The sequence below is a fragment of the Archangium lansingense genome (assembly GCF_026626635.1).
Taxonomy (GTDB): domain Bacteria; phylum Myxococcota; class Myxococcia; order Myxococcales; family Myxococcaceae; genus Archangium; species Archangium lansingense.
This window is the reverse complement of the sequence record NZ_JAPNKA010000001.1, coordinates 13,091,102-13,109,714: the sequence shown is the minus strand read 5'-3', so window position 1 is coordinate 13,109,714 and position 18,613 is coordinate 13,091,102. Positions and strand designations below refer to the sequence as shown.

Sequence of the window (18,613 nt, the reverse complement as noted above, 5' to 3'; positions counted from 1 at the left end):
CACATCCCCTCGCGCCCTCGATGGGAGGCTGTCATGCCCGTGGTGTGCGCTACCAACCTGTCCCACGCCTCGGACCGCTCTGCCCAGGTCGCGGCCGCCATCGCCGCTCGCCTCGGTGAGCCCCTGTGGCTTCTCGGTGTGCTCGACACCGAGCACCCCTCTCCTCATGGCCCTCGCTCGCGTGATGAGGCGCTTACCCGGCTGTCCGCCGAGGCGGACCAGCTGCGCACCCCCGGCCTCGCCGTGGAGATGCGTCTGCTCGAGGGCCCTCCTGGCACCGTGCTCGCTGAGGAGGAGCTCGTCCGCAACGCTCGGCTGCTCGTTCTCTCCACCGAAGGCTGGGCCCCTGTCTCTGCCTGGCGCCGTACCCCTGTCTATGAGCGGGTGGCCCAGCAGGCCCACGTCCCCGTGCTCGTGGTGCGCCGTCAGGGCGACGCCCTCGCCGATTGGGCTCAGGGCCGCCGTCGCCTCCAGGTGCTCGTTGGCATAGATGACTCGCGCACCTCGGCCGCCGCTGTGACCTGGTTGCACGAGCTGCGTCGCGTGGGCCCCTGCGACGTCATCGCTGTCTCCGTTTGCTCCCCTGTCGAGGAGCGCGAGCGGCTGGGCATTCACACCCCCGTGCACCTCGAGGTGTTGGACCCGGTGGTGCGCCGCATCGAGGTGTTGGACCCGCAGGTGGAGCGTGTGCTGCTGCGCGAGCTGAGTGAGCGCGTGGGTGAGCTGCCGGGAGAGGGCCGACTGGAGCTTCACCTGGAGCCGGGCTTCGGTCGCCCCGCGGATCATCTGCTGCACGTGGCACACGCTCGCGGCGCGGACCTCGTCGTGGTGGGCAACCACCAGCGCGGAGGGCTCGCCCGGTTGTGGCACGGCTCCGTGTCCGCCGGCGTGCTTCGCCATGCCGAGCAGTCCGTGGCGTGCGTGCCCCCCAGCCAGCCCACGGCTCAGAGGAGCGTCCCGCCTCGCGCCGTGCTCGTCCCCGTGGACTTCTCCGAGGCCAGCGCTCGTGCCATCTCCCAGGCCCGCTCGCTCGTGCGCCCCGGTGGCCGCGTCCACCTGCTTCACGTGCACCGCCGCCGCCCCGCGGACCGCGCCTGGGTGATGGACCAGTACGGCGTTGTCCCCGAGCCCCCTCGCGAGCAGTCCGCTGTCCTCGAGCGTCTCAAGGCCTTCGTGCCCCACGAGGAAAACGCCACCGAGGTGCACTGGACCCTGGAGGGCGTCACCGGTGACGACGTCGCCCGAGCCATCTGCCAGGCCACCGAGCGCGAGGGGGTGGACCTGGTCTGCCTGGGTACGTCTGACGCACCGGGTCATGCCGACGTCTTCAACGACTCGGTGGCCCGAGCCCTCGTGGAGCGCTGCCGCCGCCCCGTCGTGGTCCTCCACGCGTGACCCTCCTCGACAGGTCTCGTGCGGTTCCCCGCTACTTTTGCAACTCCGTGGAAAGACTGGGGGATTTCCGCGTGCGGGGCTGGTTTACCGGCCCCTGAGACGTTGCCGGGTTCGACGGGAAACCCGATTTGCGTTAGGCTTTGTCAAAAGCAGTCAACGACGGGGGAGGTCTGCCTTTGACACCGCGAGGGTACCGCGAAGAGGAGCTTGTAGCGAACCGCGCTTCGGTGCTCCTGAGCGGCGGCACGGAAGATGAGCGGCGCACGTGGGCGGCGACGGCGGCGAGGAACTTTTCCAAGGAGGGGCCCCTGGTGGAGGTCCGCCAGACCGAGCAGGTCGGCGACGCTCTCCGGCAGCCTCGTGGGGTGTTGTTCATCCCCGACGTGGCTCGCATCAGCATCCCCGCCCAGGGGCTCATCGTCCGCTGCCTCCAGACCCAGGAGGAGCGGCCCAAAATCGTCGTCGGCCTCTCCGGCGGCGTCGAGCTGGCCCGCTCCAAGGGGACTCTGCGCGAGGACCTCCTCTACCGCCTCCACCTCGCCCAGGTGGACCTCACCCTCGACGGCATGCGCGAGCTCATCGCCCAGCGCCGCGCTCAGCTCGTCGCTGACGAGGTCGCTCGCAAGGCCGAGGCCGACCGGCTCGCCGCCGAGAAGGCCGCTCAGATGAAGGCCTCGGGCATCACCGTGAAGAGCTCGCGCTTGCGTTCCAAGGCGGCCCCTCGCGCTACTTCGCCCAAGGTCACGCGCAGGTAACACGGCCACACGGCACGGGTTCAGCCTGGGGTCCGGATACCCTCACCCCGACCCTCTCCCGAGGGGAGAGGGGTGGTTGCGCGGGTAGGGGGCTTTGTAGGGGGCCTGGTGGCTCAGTGCTTGTGCTTCTGGCCTCGCTTCGCCTTGAAGCCTTCCTTCGGGGCCGTGACGCGCTTGGGGGCCGCCGCCGTCGGCGTCGTCTTGCGCCCCTGCGTCCGCACCGTCTTGCGCGTCGTCCGCCGCTTCGGGGTCTCCTCGGCCTCGGCGGAGACCTTCAGCGGCCGGGGCGCAGACTGGGCCTTCTTGAGGCGCTCCTTCGCGGCCCTCGCCTCCGCCAACACGAGCTCCGCCGTGGCCTGGGCCTCTGTTCGCACCTGCTTCGCCGGACGGCCCACCACCTTCCGCTCGGGTGGGGGCCGGTACAAGGTGCGCTCCCGCCGCTGGTGCTCCATCGCCGCGTCCTCTCCGGCCGGCCCTCGCTTTGCCCCCGCACTCCGCTGCTCCCGGGGGATCCACTCCTGCTGCAGCCGGTCCACCGTCCTCACGGCCGAGACGGTGCTCTCCACCACCCACCGCACCCCTTGGGTGCCCAGGCGCAGCGCCTCGTCCTTCAGCCTCTCCACCAGACGCGTCCCAATGGTCGCCATGCGTGTGTCCCTTCCTTGTCCCGTGTCTTTCCGGCCAAGGTATGCACGCTGGATTGGGTTGGGAGCACTGCGTCAAAATTTGAGCCGTCCGCACGGCGGTCAGGCCCTTCAGCGCTTGCTCGTCCGCCAGGCCCCTCTTCTCAGGAGCGCTCCATGACCCAGACCCGCGACCCGTTGGTGCTGACCCAGGGCAACATCGTCCGGGTGGCCGCTGACGCCATCGTCAATGCCGCCAACACCTCGCTGCTCGGGGGCGGGGGCGTGGACGGCGCCATCCACCGCGCCGCCGGGCCCGAGCTGCTCGCCGAGTGCCGCCCCCTCAACGGCTGTCCCACCGGAGAAGCCCGCATCACCGGCGGCTACAAGCTGCCTGCCCGCCACGTCATCCACACCGTGGGCCCTGTCTGGCAGGGCGGCCACAAGGGCGAGCGCGAGCTGCTCGCGCGCTGCTACCGCTCCGTCTTCGAGCTCGTCGAGCGCCACGGCCTGCGCTCCGTGGCCTTCCCCTCCATCTCCACCGGCGCCTACCGTTTCCCCATCTCCGAGGCCGCGCCCATCGCCCTGCGCGAGATTCGCTCCGCCCTCGTGCGCCTGCCTCAGCTCGAGCAGGTGACGGTGGTGCTCTTCAGCGAGGAGGATCTCTCCGTCTACCGCGAGGCACTCGCCGCGGCCGGAGCACCCGCACCCTGAGTACGGGGGTGTTCTGGCTCCCTCTGGAGGGCTGAAGTAGAGTCCCGGCTACTCAGCTTTTCCTTGACTGGAGCCGCCTCATGTCCCAGCAGAAGCCGCGTCTGAAGAAGCCCGTGGAGAAGGTCCGCGCCGAGCTCCTCGCCGATCCCGACACCAAGCGCATTGCGAAGTCGGTGGGCATGGAGCTGGAGGCCTACGTGGAGCTGGTGCTCGACTACGCCCAGAACCCGGACAAGCAGCCGATGCTCCAGGTGGCCGATGACGCGGAGCTGCGTGCCGCGGGCTACGAGCCGCCCACCCCCGAGGAGGTGGGTCAGTTCTTCGTCGCCGGCGCCAAGGGCGAGCTGGGCATCGAGGGCCCCCGCTTCGACAAGTCCGGGTTCGACAGCGCCCCCTCCTCCGCGGGCAAGCCCTCTCTGCAGGGCACCGAGGGCCAGAAGCCCCTGGCCTCGGATGACCCCGAGAATCGTCAGGAGCTGCTCAACCAGATGCGCAAGGGCGGCCCGGGGCGGGTCTGAAATCCCACACGCAACTCGAAAATCCCACCTCCGATAATCCTTTTGTACTCCCCAGCGACGCTGGGGCCGCTTCCAACACTCGAGAATTCGTCTTCCCCACCCGGGGACACAGGGGCACGACCATGGGCTTTCTGAAGAGCATCGGCAAGGCAATCGGCGGTATCGCGAAGACGGTGGGCAAGGTCGCGGACGTGGTCGGCAAGGTGACCAACTTCCTCCAGAAGCCCCTGGACGCGATCATGGCCCCCGTGAAGAAGCTGGTGGGCGGCGCGCTGGACAAGCTCCCCTTCGGCATCGGCAACTTCATCAAGCCCTTCGCCGACAAGTTCCTGGATAAGGCCCTGTCCTTCGTGGCCAGCGGTCCGCTGGGTGGCCTGGGCGTGCTCTCCAAGGCCATGCCCACCATCAAGAAGCTGGGTGACCTGGCCGAGACGGTCGGTGGCATCGCCAAGAAGGTCGGCGACGCCCTGCCGCCCCAGGGTGGCATCAACCTGCAGAACATCTTCGCCCACGCCCACGCCCAGAAGCTGCTCGAGGCGGCCTGAGCCCCTCGCGCTCCAGGGCGCGGCGTAGAAAGGGCCGGTCTTCCCTATACGGGAGGCCGGCCCTTCCTGTTTTCCGCCGCCGGGTGCTACTCGCCGCTCTTCACCAGCCGCTCGGCGTCGAGCACCAGCCGCGCCACGTCGTCGTCGTGCTCGCTGTTGTAGTAGCCACGAATCTCCCCCGTCCGGTCCACCAGCACGAAGTGCGAGCCGTGGAAGATGCTGGCGATGTCGTTCTCGTCCGCGCCGTCCTCCCGGCCCATGGCGATCTTGAAGCCGCCGACGATGGTGTCCTTGAGCTGCTCGTACTCGCCGGTGAGGAAGCTCCAGCGCGCCGGGTCCGCCCCGTGCTTCTCGGCATAGGCGGTGAGGCGCTCGGGGGTGTCGTACTTCGGGTCCACCGAGAAGGAGATGAGCGCGAGCTCACCCAGGCCCGCCGTCTGCTTCTGCACACCCGCCATCTTCCGCGTGAAGACGGGGCAGATGGTGGGGCAGCGGGTGAAGATGAAGTTGGCCACCCAGGGACGGCCCTCGAGCTGCTTCAGGCCGAAGGGCTGGCCGTCCTGGCGGGTGAAGCTGAAGGCCGGGAGCCTGCCGAGCCGCTCCAGGGGCTTCTCCCGGGGCAAGGCCAACCCCACCCCGAGCAGCATCAGGCACACGGCGGCGGCCAGCCCTCCCCACAGGAAGTGTTTCGAGGAGCGCGGCGGATTCGGAGTCGGGACGTCGGTGGACATGGGGGCCGGCCCCGACTGCTAACGGATGCGTCCCGGCCGCACAAGGTCACAGGCTTCCGGGTCGCCTCCTCCCTCCCCGGGCGGCTTCAGGCACCCCCAGGTGTCAACTACTCCCACCTCGGAACGGCCTGCGCTCGACAGTCCAACCCCCACCCCCGAGCAGCCGTCAGCGCGCTCTGCTAAGCCTGAGGCCCGAGTCCATGGCAATCCACGAGCCGTCAAGAACTCCAACCGGGGGGCTGGAGAGCGGGGCCCCGGCGGGGGTTGATCCGCTGCTGGACGGCGTCACCGACGGCATTCTCGTGGTGGATGGGGCCTGGCGCCTGGTGTGGCTCAACGCCGTCTTCGAGCGGCTGTTGGGTCGCTCGCGCGAGCAGCTATTGGGGCAGGAGCTGTGGACGGCGTTGCCCGAGGTGGCCGAGAGCGCCTTCGCCCCGGCCTGGCGCCGTGCCATGGACGCGCGCACCCTGGTGTCGCTGGAGGACTTCTTCGCGCCCGGCGGGGTGTGGCTGGAGTCGCGTGCCTTCCCCTCGGGTGAGGGCCTCGTGGTCTTCAGCCGGGACGTGACGGAGCGGCGCCTGGCGGAGAACGAGCGGGTGCGGCTGCTGTCCGCGGAGCAGACGGCGCGTACCGCCGTGGAAGGTGAGCGCACCCGCTTCCAGGAGATGCTGATGCTGGCGCCGGCCGCCGTCAGCATCACCCGCGGCCCCGAGCACCGCTTCGTCTTCTCCAACCTGCTGCACCGGCGCTTTCACGGCAGCCGGGACATGGTGGGCCAGCCGGTGCGCGAGGCCCTGCCGGAGCTGGCGGGCCAGGGCGTCTTCGAGGTGATGGACCGGGTGTACACCACCGGCAGCTCGTACGTGGGCCGCGCCCGGCCGGTGAAGGTGCCGCGCACGGTGGGCTCGCCGCCGGAGGAGATGTTCTTCGACATCGCCTACCACCCCCAGCGCGACGCCGCTGGACGGGTGGAGGGCGTGGCCATCTTCGCCTACGACGTGACGGACCTGGTGCGCTCGCGCGGCACCGCCGAGGCGCTGGCTCGCGACCTGGGGTACAGCGAGGAGCGCTTCCGCTCGCTGGTGACGGCCACCTCGGACATCATCTGGGCCACGCCGCCCTCGGGCGAGTTCGTGGAGGCCCAGCCGGGCTGGAGTTCCTTCACCGGGCAGTCGCGTGAGGAGTACCAGGGCTGGGGCTGGTTGGACGCGGTGCACCCGGAGGATCGCGAGCGCACCGTGCGGGCCTGGGAGGACGCGCTCTCCACGCACGCCTCTTTCCTGGTGGAGCATCGGCTGCGGCACCACGACGGCTCGTACCGTCACATGCTGGCGCGTGCGGTGCCGGTGCTGGAGAAGGACGGCTCGGTGCGCGAGTGGGTGGGAGCCCATCGGGACATTACGCGCCAGCGCCAGGGTGAGGCCGAGCTGGAGCGGCTGCTCGCGCGGGAGCAGCACCATGCCGTGCAGTTGCAGGGGTTGGCCAGCGCCGCGCTCGTCATCAGTGAGGCGGATACCGTCGAGCATGTGCTCAAGGCCGTCACCGAGCAGGCGCGCGAGGTGATTGGCGCGCACCAGTCGATGACGAGCCTGACGGAGGAGGGGAGCTGGGCGCGGGCCATCCACTCGGTGTCGGTGTCGGACAAGTATGGGGCGTGGCGTGAGTGGAAGGAGCCCTCGGAGGGCACGGGCATCTACACCTGGGTGTGCCGGCTGAACCTGCCCATGCGGCTGACGCAGCCGGAGCTGGAGGGGCACCCGGCCTGGCGAGGCTTTGGCCGGCATCCAGCGAAGCACCCGCCCATGCGTGGGTGGCTGGCGGCGCCGCTGGTGGGACGGGATGGGCGCAACCTGGGCCTCATCCAGCTCTCGGACCGGTACGAGGGGGACTTCAGCTCCGAGGACGAGGCGATTCTCGTGCAGCTGGCGCGCATGGCGTCGGTGGCGATCGAGAACACGCGGCTGATGGCGGAGACGCAGGCGGCCAACCGCGCCAAGGACGAGTTCCTCGCGGTGATGAGCCATGAGCTGCGCACGCCGCTGACGGCGGTGCTGGGCTGGACGCAGATGCTGCGCAACCGGCAGAACGACGCGAAGGCGGTGGAGAAGGGGCTGGGCGTCATCGAGCGCAACGCGCGCACGCTGGCGCAGTTGATTGAAGACGTGCTGGATGTGTCTCGCATCATCACCGGGAAGCTGACGCTGCACCGGCGGGGCGTGGACCTGGTGGGGGTGGTGCAGGCGGCGGTGGAGGTGGTGAAGCCGCACGCGGAGCAGAAGGGAGTGTCGCTGTCGCTCGAGGTGGACGTGGGCGGCAACGGCACGGCGATGCTGGTGGGGGACCCGGGACGATTGCAGCAGGTGTGCTGGAACCTGCTGGTGAACGCGGTGAAGTTCACTCCGGGGGGAGGGCGGGTGCAGGTGCGGGTGGAGCGCAACGAGCGCGAGCTGTGGGTTCGGGTGACGGACACGGGGAAGGGGATTCGCGCGGACTTCGTGCCGCACCTCTTCGAGCGCTTCTGGCAGGCGGACGGCTCGGCGACGCGCGAGCACGGCGGACTGGGATTGGGGCTGGCGATCGTCCACCACCTGGTGGGGCTGCACGGAGGGCAGGTGCGGGCGGAGAGCGCGGGGGAGGGGAAGGGCTCCACCTTCACGGTGACGCTGCCGGTGCCGGCGGTGCTGCCAGAGACGAAGCCGGAGGCGTTGCCGGGAGCGGAGGCTCCGGCGCCGGAGGTGAGGCTGGACGGGGTGACGGTGCTGCTGGTGGAGGACGCGGCGGACGCACGCGAGTTGATTGCGCTGATGCTGCGTGAGCGGGGCGCGGTGGTGGGCACGGCGAGCACCGCGGCCGAGGCGATGGAGCGGCTGAGGGAGTCGATGCCGGAGGTGCTGGTGTCCGACATTGGCCTGCCGGGGGAGGACGGGCACTCGCTCTTGAGGAAGGTGAGGGCGTGGGCCGAGGCGAGGGACCAGTGGGTGCCAGCGATTGCGCTGACGGCCTATGCGAGCGCCGAGGATGCGCGGCGGGCCTACCGCGCGGGCTTCCAGGTGCACCTGGCGAAGCCGCTGGAGCCGGCGACGCTCGTGGAAGCGGTGGCGCGGCTCGCCGGGCGCGGGGACGCGGGCGCCCGGGTGGGGTGAGGCACACCTACTGCGCGAGGTCGTCCAGCACGGGAGCCGGGAATGCCCGCCGTCTGGCGGGTAGAATCCACGGCCCATGCGACCGCTCCGAACCCTTTGCCTGCTGCTGGTGGGAAGCCTCTTGGCGTGCGCCACCACGAGCCCGGTTCTCCAGGAAGGCAGCCCAACACCCGAGCCCGAGGTGGTGGCGACGTGGGAGGAGGGTTGTGAGGACGAGCGCAGTCTCGTCCTGCTGTGCCAGGAGGACGGGGAGGAGTGCGGCTTCTTCCACTGCCAGGAGGTGGTAGGTGATGAAGAGGTGCTGCTGGCGTCGCGGGGAGGGGGGTCCCTCTACATTCCAGGCCCCACGCCTCGTGGGTGGAGGGGCCGTCCCATCGGCTGGCCACGCAACACCCGGCCCGTTCTCACCTTCCGCTTCAACCGGCACTTCGACCCCAAGCCGCCGCTGCCCGCCCTGCCTCCGGGCCGCTGGGTCAAGCACCACCTCTTTCCCCAGGCTCAGGAGCTTCGGGAGTGGTTTCATGCGCGAGGGGTACCCGACATTCATCAGTACACCATGCTCATCCCCGAGCATGTCCACATCCGTATCCACAGCCAGGGGTCCAGGGGGGGCAGGTGGAACCAGGCCTGGCTGGACTTCAAGGATGCGAAGCCCAATGCATTTCCCGAGGAAATCTACCGTCATGCCGGAGAGCTCATCTTCCGCTTCGAGCTGACGGGGCCCATCGTTCCGTATGCGCGCGGAGGCAGGTGACGAGATGACGAGGTTCTACAGGCTCCGGACACCGCGGGAGTCGAAGTACACCGGTACGCTCAGAGCCAGGCACAAGTGGGGCAGCCTGCCCGGGATTCGTTGCCCCGAATGTAAAGCCACGTGGGCGGGAGGAATGACCGCATATCCGGGCGCGGACCTGTCCACCCTGGCCGAGCGCGGCGAGTACGAGAAGGCCCGGCCAGAGCCCCTCGACGAGTTCGTGCGGCTGCGTGAGCTGGTGCGGCCAAGGGTGCCACCCGGAGGCCAGTTGCTGCCGGGTGCGAAATTCGGCCCCTTGGTGGGCACGGCCTCGGGCACCTTCAGCCCCCTGTTCTTCTATTACGTCGAGATGCCGCTGATACATCGCGAGGCGCTGGAGAAGCTGCAAGCCGAGGGAGTGCGCGGCCTGCGCGGTTTCCCGACGGAGCTGCGCTTCCGCCAGAAGAAACACCCCGAGTTGTTGGAGCTGGAAGTCCTGCCGCACGGCCGGCTGCATCCGGACTGCACCCCTCCGGATCGGCGCCCTGCGTGTCCCAAGTGCGGTTGTGACAACTACACCTTCCCGGAGGAGCCCATGCTGGAGGTGGCGTCACTGCCCACGCACACGGACCTGTTCCGGCTGAGCGACTTCGAGACCATCTTCATCGGCACCGAGCGCTTCGTGGAGACGGTGCGGCGGCTGGGCCTGGAGGAGCTGGACATCCGCGAGGTGCCCGTGCGCTGAGCCCGTCACCGGGCTCCTCATTCCTTCGCGGTGTCCGGGTCCTGCTCCGACTCCGCAGGAGGGCGCTTCATCAGCTCTTCCGGCAGGGGCATCCGGACGAGCCGCAAGCCCGTCCCCTTGCGCACGGGCATGACCTGGAAGCCCTGGCCGGAGATCCTGACGAGATCGCCCTCCCGGGCCTGTCCACCGCCGAGCCATGCGTCCGCCTCTTCTCGCGAGGCGAACGTCTGGGCCACGACGACGTAGTCGATGGCGGGCGTGTAGAACGAGCGGAAGAACTCGCGATAGTCGTCCAGCTTCTGGGTTTCACGGACGTAGAACAGCGCTACCGCGGCGATCCGGAGGGCCTCGTCCTCCGACGAACCTTCCGGGTACTTCTCGTTGATGGTGCGCAGGATGTCGAAGACGGAATCAACGTCGAACTGGGGGTTGTAGAGCATCGCGAGCGCGGAGTGGGTTAGAGGGAAAGCGGAGCCAGGAGGGCGTCTCCGTCGACGCCCGGGTCCTGGCGCAGGGGGTCCTGGGTGGGCTTGATGAGCGTGCCGATCGACATGTCTCCCGTGCACCCATGCTCGGATTCCTTGTTCAGCCCCCCTGATCGCCCGGGGACGCTTGTTCCCAGAGTGCGTCCGCGCTCATGAATTCCGCGCCTTTGCGCACTCTGGGTGTGGGGGCTGCCGGTTTTTCCTACCCCCCCAGCAACCTTTTGTCGCCTCGCGCGAGAATAGGTCATCGCTGTCCCTTTTCCCCCTGACTCACTCGCTTTCGGAGTCCCCCGTGTCCGTCCACACCGTTCGTCGCGGCGACACCCTGTCGGCGCTCGCCAAGCAGTACAACACCACCGTCGACAAGCTGGCCAAGGCCAACAACATCAAGGACGCCAGCCTCATCCAGGTGGGCCAGAAGCTGAAGCTGCCCGACAGCTTCGAGCGTCCGTCCACCAGCGGCCCCTCCAAGGGCGGCGGTGACAAGTTCGAGAACCAGGCCCCAACCGCCAGCACCAGCGGCCGTGCCGGTCCCGCCCGCGATGACGACGGCCGTCAGTTCCCCACCTCGGCCGATGGCACCCCCATCTTCAAGCAGGGCGATGCCCAGTGGGGCGGCCGCGCCCTCGGCACCGGCTCCTCCATCTCCGCCGCCGGCTGCGCCATGACCTCCACCGCCATGGCCATGAGCAAGATCACCGGCAAGGTCATCAACCCCGGCGAGCTCGACGCCCACCTCGACAAGAACGGTGGCTACTCCGGCAACGGCCTCATCTGGGGCCAGGCCGCGAAGATGGGTGGCCTCAGCGCCAGCAAGCCCGGCTGGAGCCTCGATAACATCAACAAGCAGATCGACGCCGGCCGCCCCGTCGTCATCGGCGTGGACTACAAGGCCGGCTCCAACGGCGGCGCCAATGGCACCGACCACTGGGTCGCCGTCACCCGCCGCGAGGGCAACACCTACTTCGCCAACGACCCGGCCACCGGCAAGGAGATCTCCCTCAAGCTGCAGGGCGGCAAGCTGGTCGGCGGCCCCAGCAACTACAAGAGCACCGGCGAGCTGGTGACCTTCTCCGGCGGCAACCCCAAGCCGGGCACCGCTCCGGCCGGCGGCGGCAACACCCCCGCGCCCACCAACCCCACACGCCCTCGGTGGGCGGCAATGCCTCCATCAAGGGCCTGGACCTGCCCACGGGTGACCTGGAGAAGGGCGCCAAGGGCGATGCCGTGAAGCAGCTCCAGACCGCGCTGGTGAAGCTGGGCCACATGACCCAGGCCGAGATGAACACCGGCCCGGGCACCTTCGGTCCCAAGACCGAGGCGGCCCTCAAGGAGTTCCAGGCCGCCAACGGCGTGCCCAACACCGGCTACTACGGCCCCCTGACCCGCGCTGCCTTCAAGAAGCTCGGCGCTGACGTGGGTGGCACCTCGGGCACCGGCGGCACGGGTGGCTCCTCCGGCCCCGGCCCCGTGACGGGCCCGAGCAACGAGCCCGGCACCAAGGGCGGCGTGTCGCTCGCGCAGCTGCGGAAGATCATGCCCAACCTGTCGCAGGCCAAGGCGGAGCAGTACCTGCCCCACCTCAACAAGGCCATGGCCGAGGCCGGCATCAACACCCCCAAGCGCCAGGCTGCCTTCCTCGCGCAGCTCGCCCACGAGAGCGGTGAGTTCCGCTACATGGAGGAGATTGCCTCCGGTGCCGCCTACGAGGGCCGCAAGGACCTGGGCAACACGCAGCCGGGCGACGGCGTGCGCTTCAAGGGCCGTGGCCCCATCCAGATCACCGGCCGCTCCAACTACCGCGCCGCGGGCAAGGCCCTGGGCATCGACCTGGAGAACAACCCCAAGCGCGCCTCGGACCCGGATGTGGGCTTCCGTACCGCCGCCTGGTACTGGAACAGCCGCAACCTGAACAAGTACGCGGACTCGGGCGACTTCAAGGAGCTCACCCGCCGCATCAACGGTGGCTACAACGGGCTCGCTGACCGGCAGAAGTACTACCAGCGCGCGCTCGACGTGCTCACCTGATAGACAGCTTCACGTTTTTGGCACGGCCCCCCTTCCCCCCGAAGGGGGCCCGATGACCGCGGCCAACCCCCCTCGGCCGCGGTCATCGTCTTTTCAGGGGTGGGTGCTCCGCGAGGTGTCCGCGGGCCTGGGGCTTTCAGGGCTCCGGAGGTTCCTCGCGCGGATGAAGGCAGAAGGCGATGACCCACGCCAGCACGCCGGAGAGCGCCAGCAGGAACCGCTCCGCGCCGTACACCCAGAAGTCACCGGCCGGCTCGCCCAACGCCAGGAGCAGCAGCACCAGGCCCACCATCGCCTGCACGCCGGTGAGGACGTGCTGGGCAATGCGGAACCTCTTCCATTGCATGATGGCCGAGAGCACGGGTGGCGTGAGCAGCGCCAGGACGATCAGCGGCAGGTAGCGCGCGGGCCCGGAGAAGAGCTTCTCGTGGCCGAGGCCGAGGCCGTCGTCGAGCAGGGCCTCGACATAGGAGAAGAACTCCTGGGACAGCAGCGTCGCCGGCAGCAGCACGTTGACAGCGGTGAGCCCCAGTCCCACGAGCGCGTGAGAGGAGAGCGGAAGCGGCCCAGCGCCGCGCGCCCGGGCCAGCATCTCGGGCGTCACCTCGAGGGCGTACGGGTAGCCGAGCTGCAGCAGCGTCTCCAGCGCGGCGACGCCCACTCGCTTTCCGGAGCTGCCGGTCAGCTCACACAGCCGCTCCTCCTCCAACAAATCCAACATCAGGTCCGCCCGCTCCCGAGGGGACTCGCCTGGCAGATACGGCGCCTGGAGCCCGGCCAGGAACGTGTCCACCTCTGGGGCCGATACACCCGACAGGCGGAGCAGCTCCAACCGCTCGCGTACCGGCACTGGCTCGAGGGCCGGTAGGGACGGCACGGGCTCGGCTCCCTCCTCGTGGGTGGGGGACGGGGCTTGCTGGAGGCGTTGCATGGACACCGCTCAGCCTAGTGCGAACCCGAGCCAGGTGGCACGCGGCCAGAGCCCGCTTCCTTCGCACGCCGGCCGGGCGGGCAACCGGTGGAGAAGGCATTGCCTGGCGTCCATGCGCACCCTGCGACTCATAAGGACCCCTGACGCGGGTGGAGCGAGGACCCCCATGGCGATGGAGCGAGCGCAGCGTTTCGTGGATGCACTGGCCCGGCTGGAGGAGAACGGAGACGTGGAGCCCCTGCTGGAGCTCTTTGGAGACGACGCGCAGGTGAGCAACGTGGCCGCCCGGCGCACCTTCCATGGCAAGGACGGCGCTCGCTACTTCTGGCGCGAGTACAAGGGCATGCTGCGCCAGGTGAAGTCCACCTTCCGCAACATGATCGAAGCCGGTGACCGCGTGGCGCTGGAGTGGGAGTCCAGTGGCACCGCGCACAACGGCGCGGCGGTGGACTACGAGGGCGTCTCCATCATCGAGTGGGACGGAGAGCGCATCTCGCGCTTCTACGCCTACTTCGATCCACGTGTGCTGGGTCAGGAGTTGTCGCTGGGCACCGCGCCGCGCTCGGAGCCTCCGGCCACCGCTCCGGCCTGAGCACAGCTGATTTCCCGGCTCCCAAGAAGACGGAGTCCCACGTCCTGTTTTCCCCGGTGGTGGGAGAGCACGGCGTGGGCTTTTTCCGTCATATATCGACATGTAACGCACCGAGACGTTGGCGCATACTGACTGGGACTGTTGATTTCCTGACCAAGGGGAAGCGATGTCCCGCACCGCCGTCGTCCTGTTGATCCTGCTCCTTGCCGCCCCCGCCACGAGCGCCCACGCCGCCGGGAAGAAGCGCGCCGCGTCAGCTCAGACTTCCAAGAAGTCCTCCACGTCCACCGAGAACCCCACCGAGGCGCAGCCGCCCGAGTCGAAGCCCACCGAATCACGGCCGGCCGACGCTCCGGTACAGCAGGCCGAGGAGCCGGGGCTGGACATGGATTTCGATCTGCTCGAGCCCTCGGAGGCCGCCGAGGCTCCGCGCCTGGTGGACCCTGCGCTGGAGCGCGCCATCGCCCAGCGCCGCACCATGCTCACCATCCACCAGGGGCTGGGGCTCGCCACGCTGACCACGCTGGCCGCCACGGTGGTGGTGGGGCAGCTGCACTTCAATGACCGCTACCGTGGTGGGGGCGACACGGGCCGCTACGACGCCTTGCACACGGGCCTGGTGATTGGCACCTCGACGCTGTTCGTCGGCACGGGGTTGCTTGGCCTGTTCGCGCCCACGCCCTTCAAGAAGGAGCTGCGCCTGGACACCATCACCTTGCACAAGTTCTTCGTCTCCCTGGCCACCGCCGGCATGCTCACGCAGGTGGTGCTCGGCCTGGTGACGGCGAGTCAGGAGGGCAATCTCTCCCAGGTGAACCTGGCCACTGCGCATCAGGTGGTGGGGTATGCGACGCTCGGGGCCGTCGGCGCAGGCGCCCTGATGATCGTCTTCTGAATACGGAACAGGCACACGCGTAGAGACACCCGGAGGCACTCATCATGAAAAGCTCATCCCTGGCCGTACTGGCCACGCTGTTCTTGTCTACGTCCGCGCTTGCGCAGGAGGCGGCCCCCGCCCCGCGCACGTACTCGGTGAAGGCGAGTGACAGCTCACTCACCTACCGCCTCAAGCACACGCTGCACGAAGTGGTGGGCATGGCGCGCCCCACCGAGGGCAAGGCGCGGCTGCTCCCCGACGGCACCCTGCAGGTGGCCGTGCGCGCCAATGTGGCGGACTTCGACTCGGGCAACTCCAACCGCGATGCCCACATGAAGGAGGCCACCGAGGCTCCGAAGTTCCCCGTCGTCGAGTTCAAGGGCGTGGCCACCGGCGTGAAGGTGCCCACCACGTTCCCCTCGGAGCAGGCGGTGACGCTCAAGGGCCAGGTCACCTTCCACGGTGTGAAGCAGGCGGTGGAGGTGCCCATGAAGGTGGTGTTCACCTCGGCCAAGGAGATCTCCGCCACGGGCAACTTCCAGATCAGCCTGGAGGCCTTCAAGGTGGAGCGTCCGTCGCTGATGATGAAGAAGGTGGACGACGCGCTGGACCTGGAGACGAAGTTCAAGCTCGAGGAGGCGAAGTGAGCACCAATCGCCGGGGTTTCCTCAAGGGACTGGCGGGCGCGAGCGCGGGGGCCGCTGCCACGGGCCTGGCCGGGTGTGCGCCGGACATCTCTCCCGCGCCGGTGCTGGACGCGACCGAGGATAACGGGCGCGTGGTGTTGATGGTGAGCCGCTACCCGGAACTGGCGCGCGAGGGCGGCGCCGTCACCCTGCGCGTGCCCGACCGGCCGAACGTGCTCGTCATGCATCCGCAGGGGACCCAGTACGCGGTGGTGTCCAGCCTCTGCACGCACCGGGGTTGCCCCCTGGGCTTTCAGGAAGGTGAGGCCATCTGCCCGTGTCACCTCTCTCGCTTCGCGATCGATGGAAGGCCGACGCACCCGCCCGCGACCATTCCGCTGACCACGTTCTCCTCGAGCTACGACTCGGAGTTGGACGAGCTGACCATCAACTTCGTGGCCGGTGAGGAGGGCTTCCCCTCGGTCGTGGATGGGAAGATCTTCTTCCCCTTCACGCAGTTCCCCCAGCTGCGGACGGCGGGCGGCGTGGTGCAGGGCACTCCCGAGGGCTACGGCAAGCTCATCTTCGTCTTCGCCCTCGACGGCGGAGGGTACTCGGCGGTGGACTCCATCTGCCCCCACCAGGGGTGCGGCGTGGGTTACCAGGAGGCGTCGCAGCTCCTGCGGTGTCCCTGCCACGAGGCGCGCTTCAGCAGGACGGGCGCGGTGCTGCAGATGCCCAACACCGGTGACACCATCGGCCCCATCAAGACGTTCACGGTGACGAGCGACGCCACCGGCGTCACCGTGGAGATCGTTTAGCAACCTCCCCTCTCCCCTCGGGAGAGGGACGGGGTGAGGGTGCCTGGAACAACCAGGTTGCGCCCTCGCCCCGTTCCCCCGAGCTGGACTCCTAAGCCCCCGGACATGGTTTCTGTCCACGTCTGGCTCGGTGCGAAGAGACGGGCGGCTTCCGGGCGCGAACTCGAGCAACTGGTCCGATGGTCGGACCAGTTGGGACAACTCGCGGCCGGAAGGTGCAGCGCGCCACCGCCCCCGTCCATCCGCGGTGGCCTCATGGCGAGGGATGGACAACATCTATGTCCGGGCGCTTAGCGCAGGTGCGCGGGGCCAGAGCTGCAGCCCGCGCCCTGGTTGTTCACGACAATGGAGTAGTCGGAGTAGTTGACGACACCATCGCGGTTGAGGTCCGCCGTGGGGCTCGCGGGGGGGACCGGACGGCCGAAGTTGTTGAGCACGTGGTAGAAGTCCGTGGCGTTGACGCAGTTGTCCTGGTTGGTGTCGCCCGGGATGGGGGCGGGACCCGAGTCAGGCACCGTGGTGAAGGTTCCTCCCGAGTCCGTGGCCACTCCCCGGAGGAAGGCCAGGTAGCTCGCGGGGAGGAGGCTCGCCGTCGTCACGAGTCCCTTGCCCTCGTAGGAGACCTCGTACACCGGGCTGCTGCCACTCCTCAGGCTGACGTAGTTGTCGAAGACATCCACATCGAAGACGAGCGCGTAGTCGGAGTTGTCCTCGCGCAGTGGATCTCCCGTCTTGAGCATGTTGCGGACCTTCCACTGCCAGGAGTCCATCGTCAGGTTGGGGTAGGTCCCCACGCTGCTGGGCCCGTAGCAGGGGGAGTCCAGGGGCGTGCTGTTCTCCTCTCCATCGGAGACCAGGTAGAGCCGCTTGGACGCATTCACGCCCGGCTTGTGATTCAGGAGCACGTCGACGGCGTCGCAGACGGCCTTCGCGAGTGGGGTCACTCCATTGCCGACCTGAAGGCCATTCAGGACCCCCGTCGTGCTCCCGGCATCCCCGAAGCCACTCTCCTGGGTGGAAGCGCTGCCCTCGAAGCTCCAGACCGAATACTCCGTAGGCAGCGCCTTGGGCTTGCCCACGTAAATCCTGGCGCGGCGGATGGCCTCGAAGAACCGCGACTGCCCGTCGCTCCGGGTCGCCTGCATGGAGCCGCTGCGGTCGAGCAGGATGATGATGTGCTCCTCATCGAAGGGCTCGGCGGCGGCCTCCCGGCTCTGTAGCGACAGGGTCACGAGCAACGCCACGAGCACGTGCGCGAATCTTGGAGACCTCACTGACTGGGTATTCATTTCAAGTCCTCATCGTCCGAGCGCCCGCATCCGGAGGCTCAGCCCGGCCTGTGCACCGGCCGAAGCGCAGGCACTGGAGCCATCCCATGATGCGTGACGGCTCCTTTTATAAACCGGAGTTCTTCCTGGACCTACGACTATTCACCGTATTCCCAGTTTTACACGTCCGTGACAATCCATTCACATAATCCATTCGCAACCGCGTGTGTCTTTTCAGCAATCATGCAGATTTCCTCCAGGTGTGAGTCGCTCTTGGTCTAACGCACCCGGAGTGGAAAATAGATTGCTCAATTCAGGTTCTTCGTGTTACCCAGGCCAAAATCGAAAACGGAGATTATCTGGCATGGACCGACGTATCCTGCTCGGAACGCAGCTCCTCTTACTGGCGGTGGCTCCGGCGGCGTGGGCCACGGGGGGCAAGGGGATGACGTGGGCGAAGGGGCGCCACGTGACAGGCGTGGACGAGCTGGGGTGCGGGAGCTGCAATGCCTATGTCGGAGACACGGCCTGCACGGCGGCGCTGCCCATCCTCTGCATCCAGAAGGATGGCGCACCGCGTCCAAGCTACTACACGCCCAGCTCGTCTTCCTATGAGTGGGCCGCCGGAAACCTCGCGACCACGCTGCCGGTGACGGGCACCCTGCTGACGAGCCTGGCCGCTGCCAACCAGATGTGCACCACCTTCTTTGGTGCCGGCTGGCGGATGGCGGAGTTCCATGATGGCTGGGGGTGGGGCATGAGCGCCTTCGGCAACGTGCGCAGCGACACCCGCTTCTGGGTGCACATCAACGACCAGCCGGCCAACTGCTGGAACCCGTAGTCCCCGAGCTCCGTTACGGAGCTGTGACCTCGTGGCCCGCGCGAGCGCGCAGGGCCCGCGGCACTTCGGCGCAATACAGCGAACGCGGAGAGGCTGACGTGAGAGCCAATCTTTGGTCTCACTGAACTTTCCAAGCATAGTCGGAAATGACGGCGTAGCGGGCTTAGTGTCCTGATGTTTTTTGTAAAAAATATACTTCACTTTCTGGTTATTCCGGGGTTATACGGAAAGTGAAGTTACTC

The 18,613-nt window shown here is 68.2% G+C and carries 20 protein-coding genes; 15 read left to right on the top strand and 5 right to left on the bottom strand.

The genetic code is table 11. The features are described 5' to 3' along the window. Window positions 1-33 precede the first annotated feature (33 nt). Together OV287_RS52845 and OV287_RS52840 are read left to right on the top strand one after the other, a co-directional pair. On the top strand, window positions 34-1,395 hold the full coding sequence (locus OV287_RS52845; RefSeq protein ID WP_267541698.1) for a universal stress protein: 1,362 nt from the start codon (window positions 34-36) through the stop codon (window positions 1,393-1,395). A gap of 176 nt (window positions 1,396-1,571) precedes the next feature. After that, window positions 1,572-2,150, top strand: coding sequence for a Fis family transcriptional regulator (locus OV287_RS52840; RefSeq protein ID WP_267541697.1), 579 nt, complete (start codon window positions 1,572-1,574; stop codon window positions 2,148-2,150). A 113-nt stretch (window positions 2,151-2,263) separates the two neighbouring features. Here OV287_RS52840 and OV287_RS52835 read toward each other — a convergent pair whose 3' ends face one another. Continuing rightward, window positions 2,264-2,797 (bottom strand): hypothetical protein, encoded by a 534-nt coding sequence (locus tag OV287_RS52835; RefSeq protein WP_267541696.1) that lies wholly within the window; start codon window positions 2,795-2,797, stop codon window positions 2,264-2,266. A 153-nt stretch (window positions 2,798-2,950) separates the two neighbouring features. Here OV287_RS52835 and OV287_RS52830 point away from each other — a divergent pair, with 153 nt between their 5' ends. From OV287_RS52830 to OV287_RS52820, 3 genes are all read left to right on the top strand, one after another. Continuing rightward, window positions 2,951-3,487, top strand: coding sequence for an O-acetyl-ADP-ribose deacetylase (locus tag OV287_RS52830; RefSeq protein WP_267541695.1), 537 nt, complete (start codon window positions 2,951-2,953; stop codon window positions 3,485-3,487). Between the two features lie 80 nt (window positions 3,488-3,567). After that, on the top strand, window positions 3,568-4,005 hold the full coding sequence (locus tag OV287_RS52825; RefSeq protein WP_267541694.1) for a hypothetical protein: 438 nt from the start codon (window positions 3,568-3,570) through the stop codon (window positions 4,003-4,005). A gap of 122 nt (window positions 4,006-4,127) precedes the next feature. Next, complete coding sequence (locus OV287_RS52820; protein ID WP_267541693.1) at window positions 4,128-4,550, top strand: hypothetical protein; 423 nt, start codon at window positions 4,128-4,130, stop codon at window positions 4,548-4,550. 86 nt (window positions 4,551-4,636) lie between these two features. On the opposite strand, the gene OV287_RS52815 is transcribed toward OV287_RS52820, so the two are convergent. Further along, a complete protein-coding gene (locus OV287_RS52815) occupies window positions 4,637-5,281 on the bottom strand; it encodes an SCO family protein (protein ID WP_308809811.1) in 645 nt (214 codons plus the stop codon). A gap of 200 nt (window positions 5,282-5,481) precedes the next feature. Between OV287_RS52815 and OV287_RS52810 the strand changes: the two genes are divergently transcribed. From OV287_RS52810 to sitI6, 3 genes are all read left to right on the top strand, one after another. Further along, window positions 5,482-8,424 (top strand): PAS domain-containing protein, encoded by a 2,943-nt coding sequence (locus OV287_RS52810; RefSeq protein WP_267541692.1) that lies wholly within the window; start codon window positions 5,482-5,484, stop codon window positions 8,422-8,424. Between the two features lie 76 nt (window positions 8,425-8,500). After that, entirely contained in the window at window positions 8,501-9,178 is a 678-nt protein-coding gene (gene sitA6 / locus OV287_RS52805; RefSeq protein ID WP_267541691.1) for a SitA6 family polymorphic toxin lipoprotein, read from the top strand. A gap of 4 nt (window positions 9,179-9,182) precedes the next feature. Then, entirely contained in the window at window positions 9,183-9,902 is a 720-nt protein-coding gene (gene sitI6 / locus OV287_RS52800; protein WP_267541690.1) for a SitI6 family double-CXXCG motif immunity protein, read from the top strand. Window positions 9,903-9,919: 17 nt separating this feature from the next. On the opposite strand, the gene OV287_RS52795 is transcribed toward sitI6, so the two are convergent. Beyond that, a complete protein-coding gene (locus OV287_RS52795; protein WP_267541689.1) occupies window positions 9,920-10,342 on the bottom strand; it encodes a hypothetical protein in 423 nt (140 codons plus the stop codon). A 337-nt stretch (window positions 10,343-10,679) separates the two neighbouring features. Between OV287_RS52795 and OV287_RS52790 the strand changes: the two genes are divergently transcribed. Further along, a complete protein-coding gene (locus OV287_RS52790; protein ID WP_267541688.1) occupies window positions 10,680-11,618 on the top strand; it encodes a LysM peptidoglycan-binding domain-containing protein in 939 nt (312 codons plus the stop codon). Further along, window positions 11,540-12,415, top strand: a complete 876-nt coding sequence (locus tag OV287_RS52785; RefSeq protein ID WP_267541687.1) for a glycoside hydrolase family 19 protein — start codon at window positions 11,540-11,542, stop codon at window positions 12,413-12,415. The genes OV287_RS52790 and OV287_RS52785 overlap by 79 nt, the downstream gene beginning before the upstream one ends. 136 nt (window positions 12,416-12,551) lie before the next feature. On the opposite strand, the gene OV287_RS52780 is transcribed toward OV287_RS52785, so the two are convergent. Next, complete coding sequence (locus OV287_RS52780; RefSeq protein WP_267541686.1) at window positions 12,552-13,346, bottom strand: hypothetical protein; 795 nt, start codon at window positions 13,344-13,346, stop codon at window positions 12,552-12,554. 166 nt (window positions 13,347-13,512) lie between these two features. Here OV287_RS52780 and OV287_RS52775 point away from each other — a divergent pair, with 166 nt between their 5' ends. The 4 genes from OV287_RS52775 (at window position 13,513) to OV287_RS52760 (ending at window position 16,262) form a co-directional block, all read left to right on the top strand. After that, window positions 13,513-13,938: a nuclear transport factor 2 family protein gene (locus tag OV287_RS52775; protein WP_267541685.1), complete on the top strand. Its 426-nt coding sequence runs from the start codon at window positions 13,513-13,515 to the stop codon at window positions 13,936-13,938. A gap of 166 nt (window positions 13,939-14,104) precedes the next feature. Then, a complete protein-coding gene (locus OV287_RS52770; RefSeq protein ID WP_267541684.1) occupies window positions 14,105-14,833 on the top strand; it encodes a hypothetical protein in 729 nt (242 codons plus the stop codon). A gap of 44 nt (window positions 14,834-14,877) precedes the next feature. Beyond that, complete coding sequence (locus OV287_RS52765; protein ID WP_267541683.1) at window positions 14,878-15,462, top strand: YceI family protein; 585 nt, start codon at window positions 14,878-14,880, stop codon at window positions 15,460-15,462. Beyond that, window positions 15,459-16,262, top strand: a complete 804-nt coding sequence (locus tag OV287_RS52760) for a QcrA and Rieske domain-containing protein (protein ID WP_267541682.1) — start codon at window positions 15,459-15,461, stop codon at window positions 16,260-16,262. The genes OV287_RS52765 and OV287_RS52760 overlap by 4 nt, the downstream gene beginning before the upstream one ends. A gap of 290 nt (window positions 16,263-16,552) precedes the next feature. On the opposite strand, the gene OV287_RS52755 is transcribed toward OV287_RS52760, so the two are convergent. Then, window positions 16,553-17,551, bottom strand: a complete 999-nt coding sequence (locus tag OV287_RS52755; protein ID WP_267541681.1) for a dockerin type I domain-containing protein — start codon at window positions 17,549-17,551, stop codon at window positions 16,553-16,555. A 343-nt stretch (window positions 17,552-17,894) separates the two neighbouring features. On the opposite strand from OV287_RS52755, the gene OV287_RS52750 reads away from it, so the two are divergent. After that, window positions 17,895-18,371, top strand: coding sequence for a flagellar hook-length control protein (locus OV287_RS52750; RefSeq protein WP_267541680.1), 477 nt, complete (start codon window positions 17,895-17,897; stop codon window positions 18,369-18,371). The last annotated feature ends 242 nt before the right edge of the window (window positions 18,372-18,613 follow it).

Bases quoted from the DNA above. Each gene is read 5' to 3' on its own strand.
- OV287_RS52845 (WP_267541698.1), top strand. From the start codon at position 34: ATGCCCGTGGTGTGCGCTACCAACCTGTCCCACGCCTCGGACCGCTCT.
- OV287_RS52835 (WP_267541696.1), bottom strand. From the start codon at position 2,797: ATGGCGACCATTGGGACGCGTCTGGTGGAGAGGCTGAAGGACGAGGCG.
- OV287_RS52830 (WP_267541695.1), top strand. From the start codon at position 2,951: ATGACCCAGACCCGCGACCCGTTGGTGCTGACCCAGGGCAACATCGTC.
- OV287_RS52825 (WP_267541694.1), top strand. From the start codon at position 3,568: ATGTCCCAGCAGAAGCCGCGTCTGAAGAAGCCCGTGGAGAAGGTCCGC.
- OV287_RS52820 (WP_267541693.1), top strand. From the start codon at position 4,128: ATGGGCTTTCTGAAGAGCATCGGCAAGGCAATCGGCGGTATCGCGAAG.
- OV287_RS52815 (WP_308809811.1), bottom strand. From the start codon at position 5,281: ATGTCCACCGACGTCCCGACTCCGAATCCGCCGCGCTCCTCGAAACAC.
- OV287_RS52810 (WP_267541692.1), top strand. From the start codon at position 5,482: ATGGCAATCCACGAGCCGTCAAGAACTCCAACCGGGGGGCTGGAGAGC.
- sitA6 (WP_267541691.1), top strand. From the start codon at position 8,501: ATGCGACCGCTCCGAACCCTTTGCCTGCTGCTGGTGGGAAGCCTCTTG.
- sitI6 (WP_267541690.1), top strand. From the start codon at position 9,183: ATGACGAGGTTCTACAGGCTCCGGACACCGCGGGAGTCGAAGTACACC.
- OV287_RS52795 (WP_267541689.1), bottom strand. From the start codon at position 10,342: ATGCTCTACAACCCCCAGTTCGACGTTGATTCCGTCTTCGACATCCTG.
- OV287_RS52780 (WP_267541686.1), bottom strand. From the start codon at position 13,346: ATGCAACGCCTCCAGCAAGCCCCGTCCCCCACCCACGAGGAGGGAGCC.
- OV287_RS52775 (WP_267541685.1), top strand. From the start codon at position 13,513: ATGGCGATGGAGCGAGCGCAGCGTTTCGTGGATGCACTGGCCCGGCTG.
- OV287_RS52770 (WP_267541684.1), top strand. From the start codon at position 14,105: ATGTCCCGCACCGCCGTCGTCCTGTTGATCCTGCTCCTTGCCGCCCCC.
- OV287_RS52765 (WP_267541683.1), top strand. From the start codon at position 14,878: ATGAAAAGCTCATCCCTGGCCGTACTGGCCACGCTGTTCTTGTCTACG.
- OV287_RS52755 (WP_267541681.1), bottom strand. From the start codon at position 17,551: ATGAATACCCAGTCAGTGAGGTCTCCAAGATTCGCGCACGTGCTCGTG.
- OV287_RS52750 (WP_267541680.1), top strand. From the start codon at position 17,895: ATGGACCGACGTATCCTGCTCGGAACGCAGCTCCTCTTACTGGCGGTG.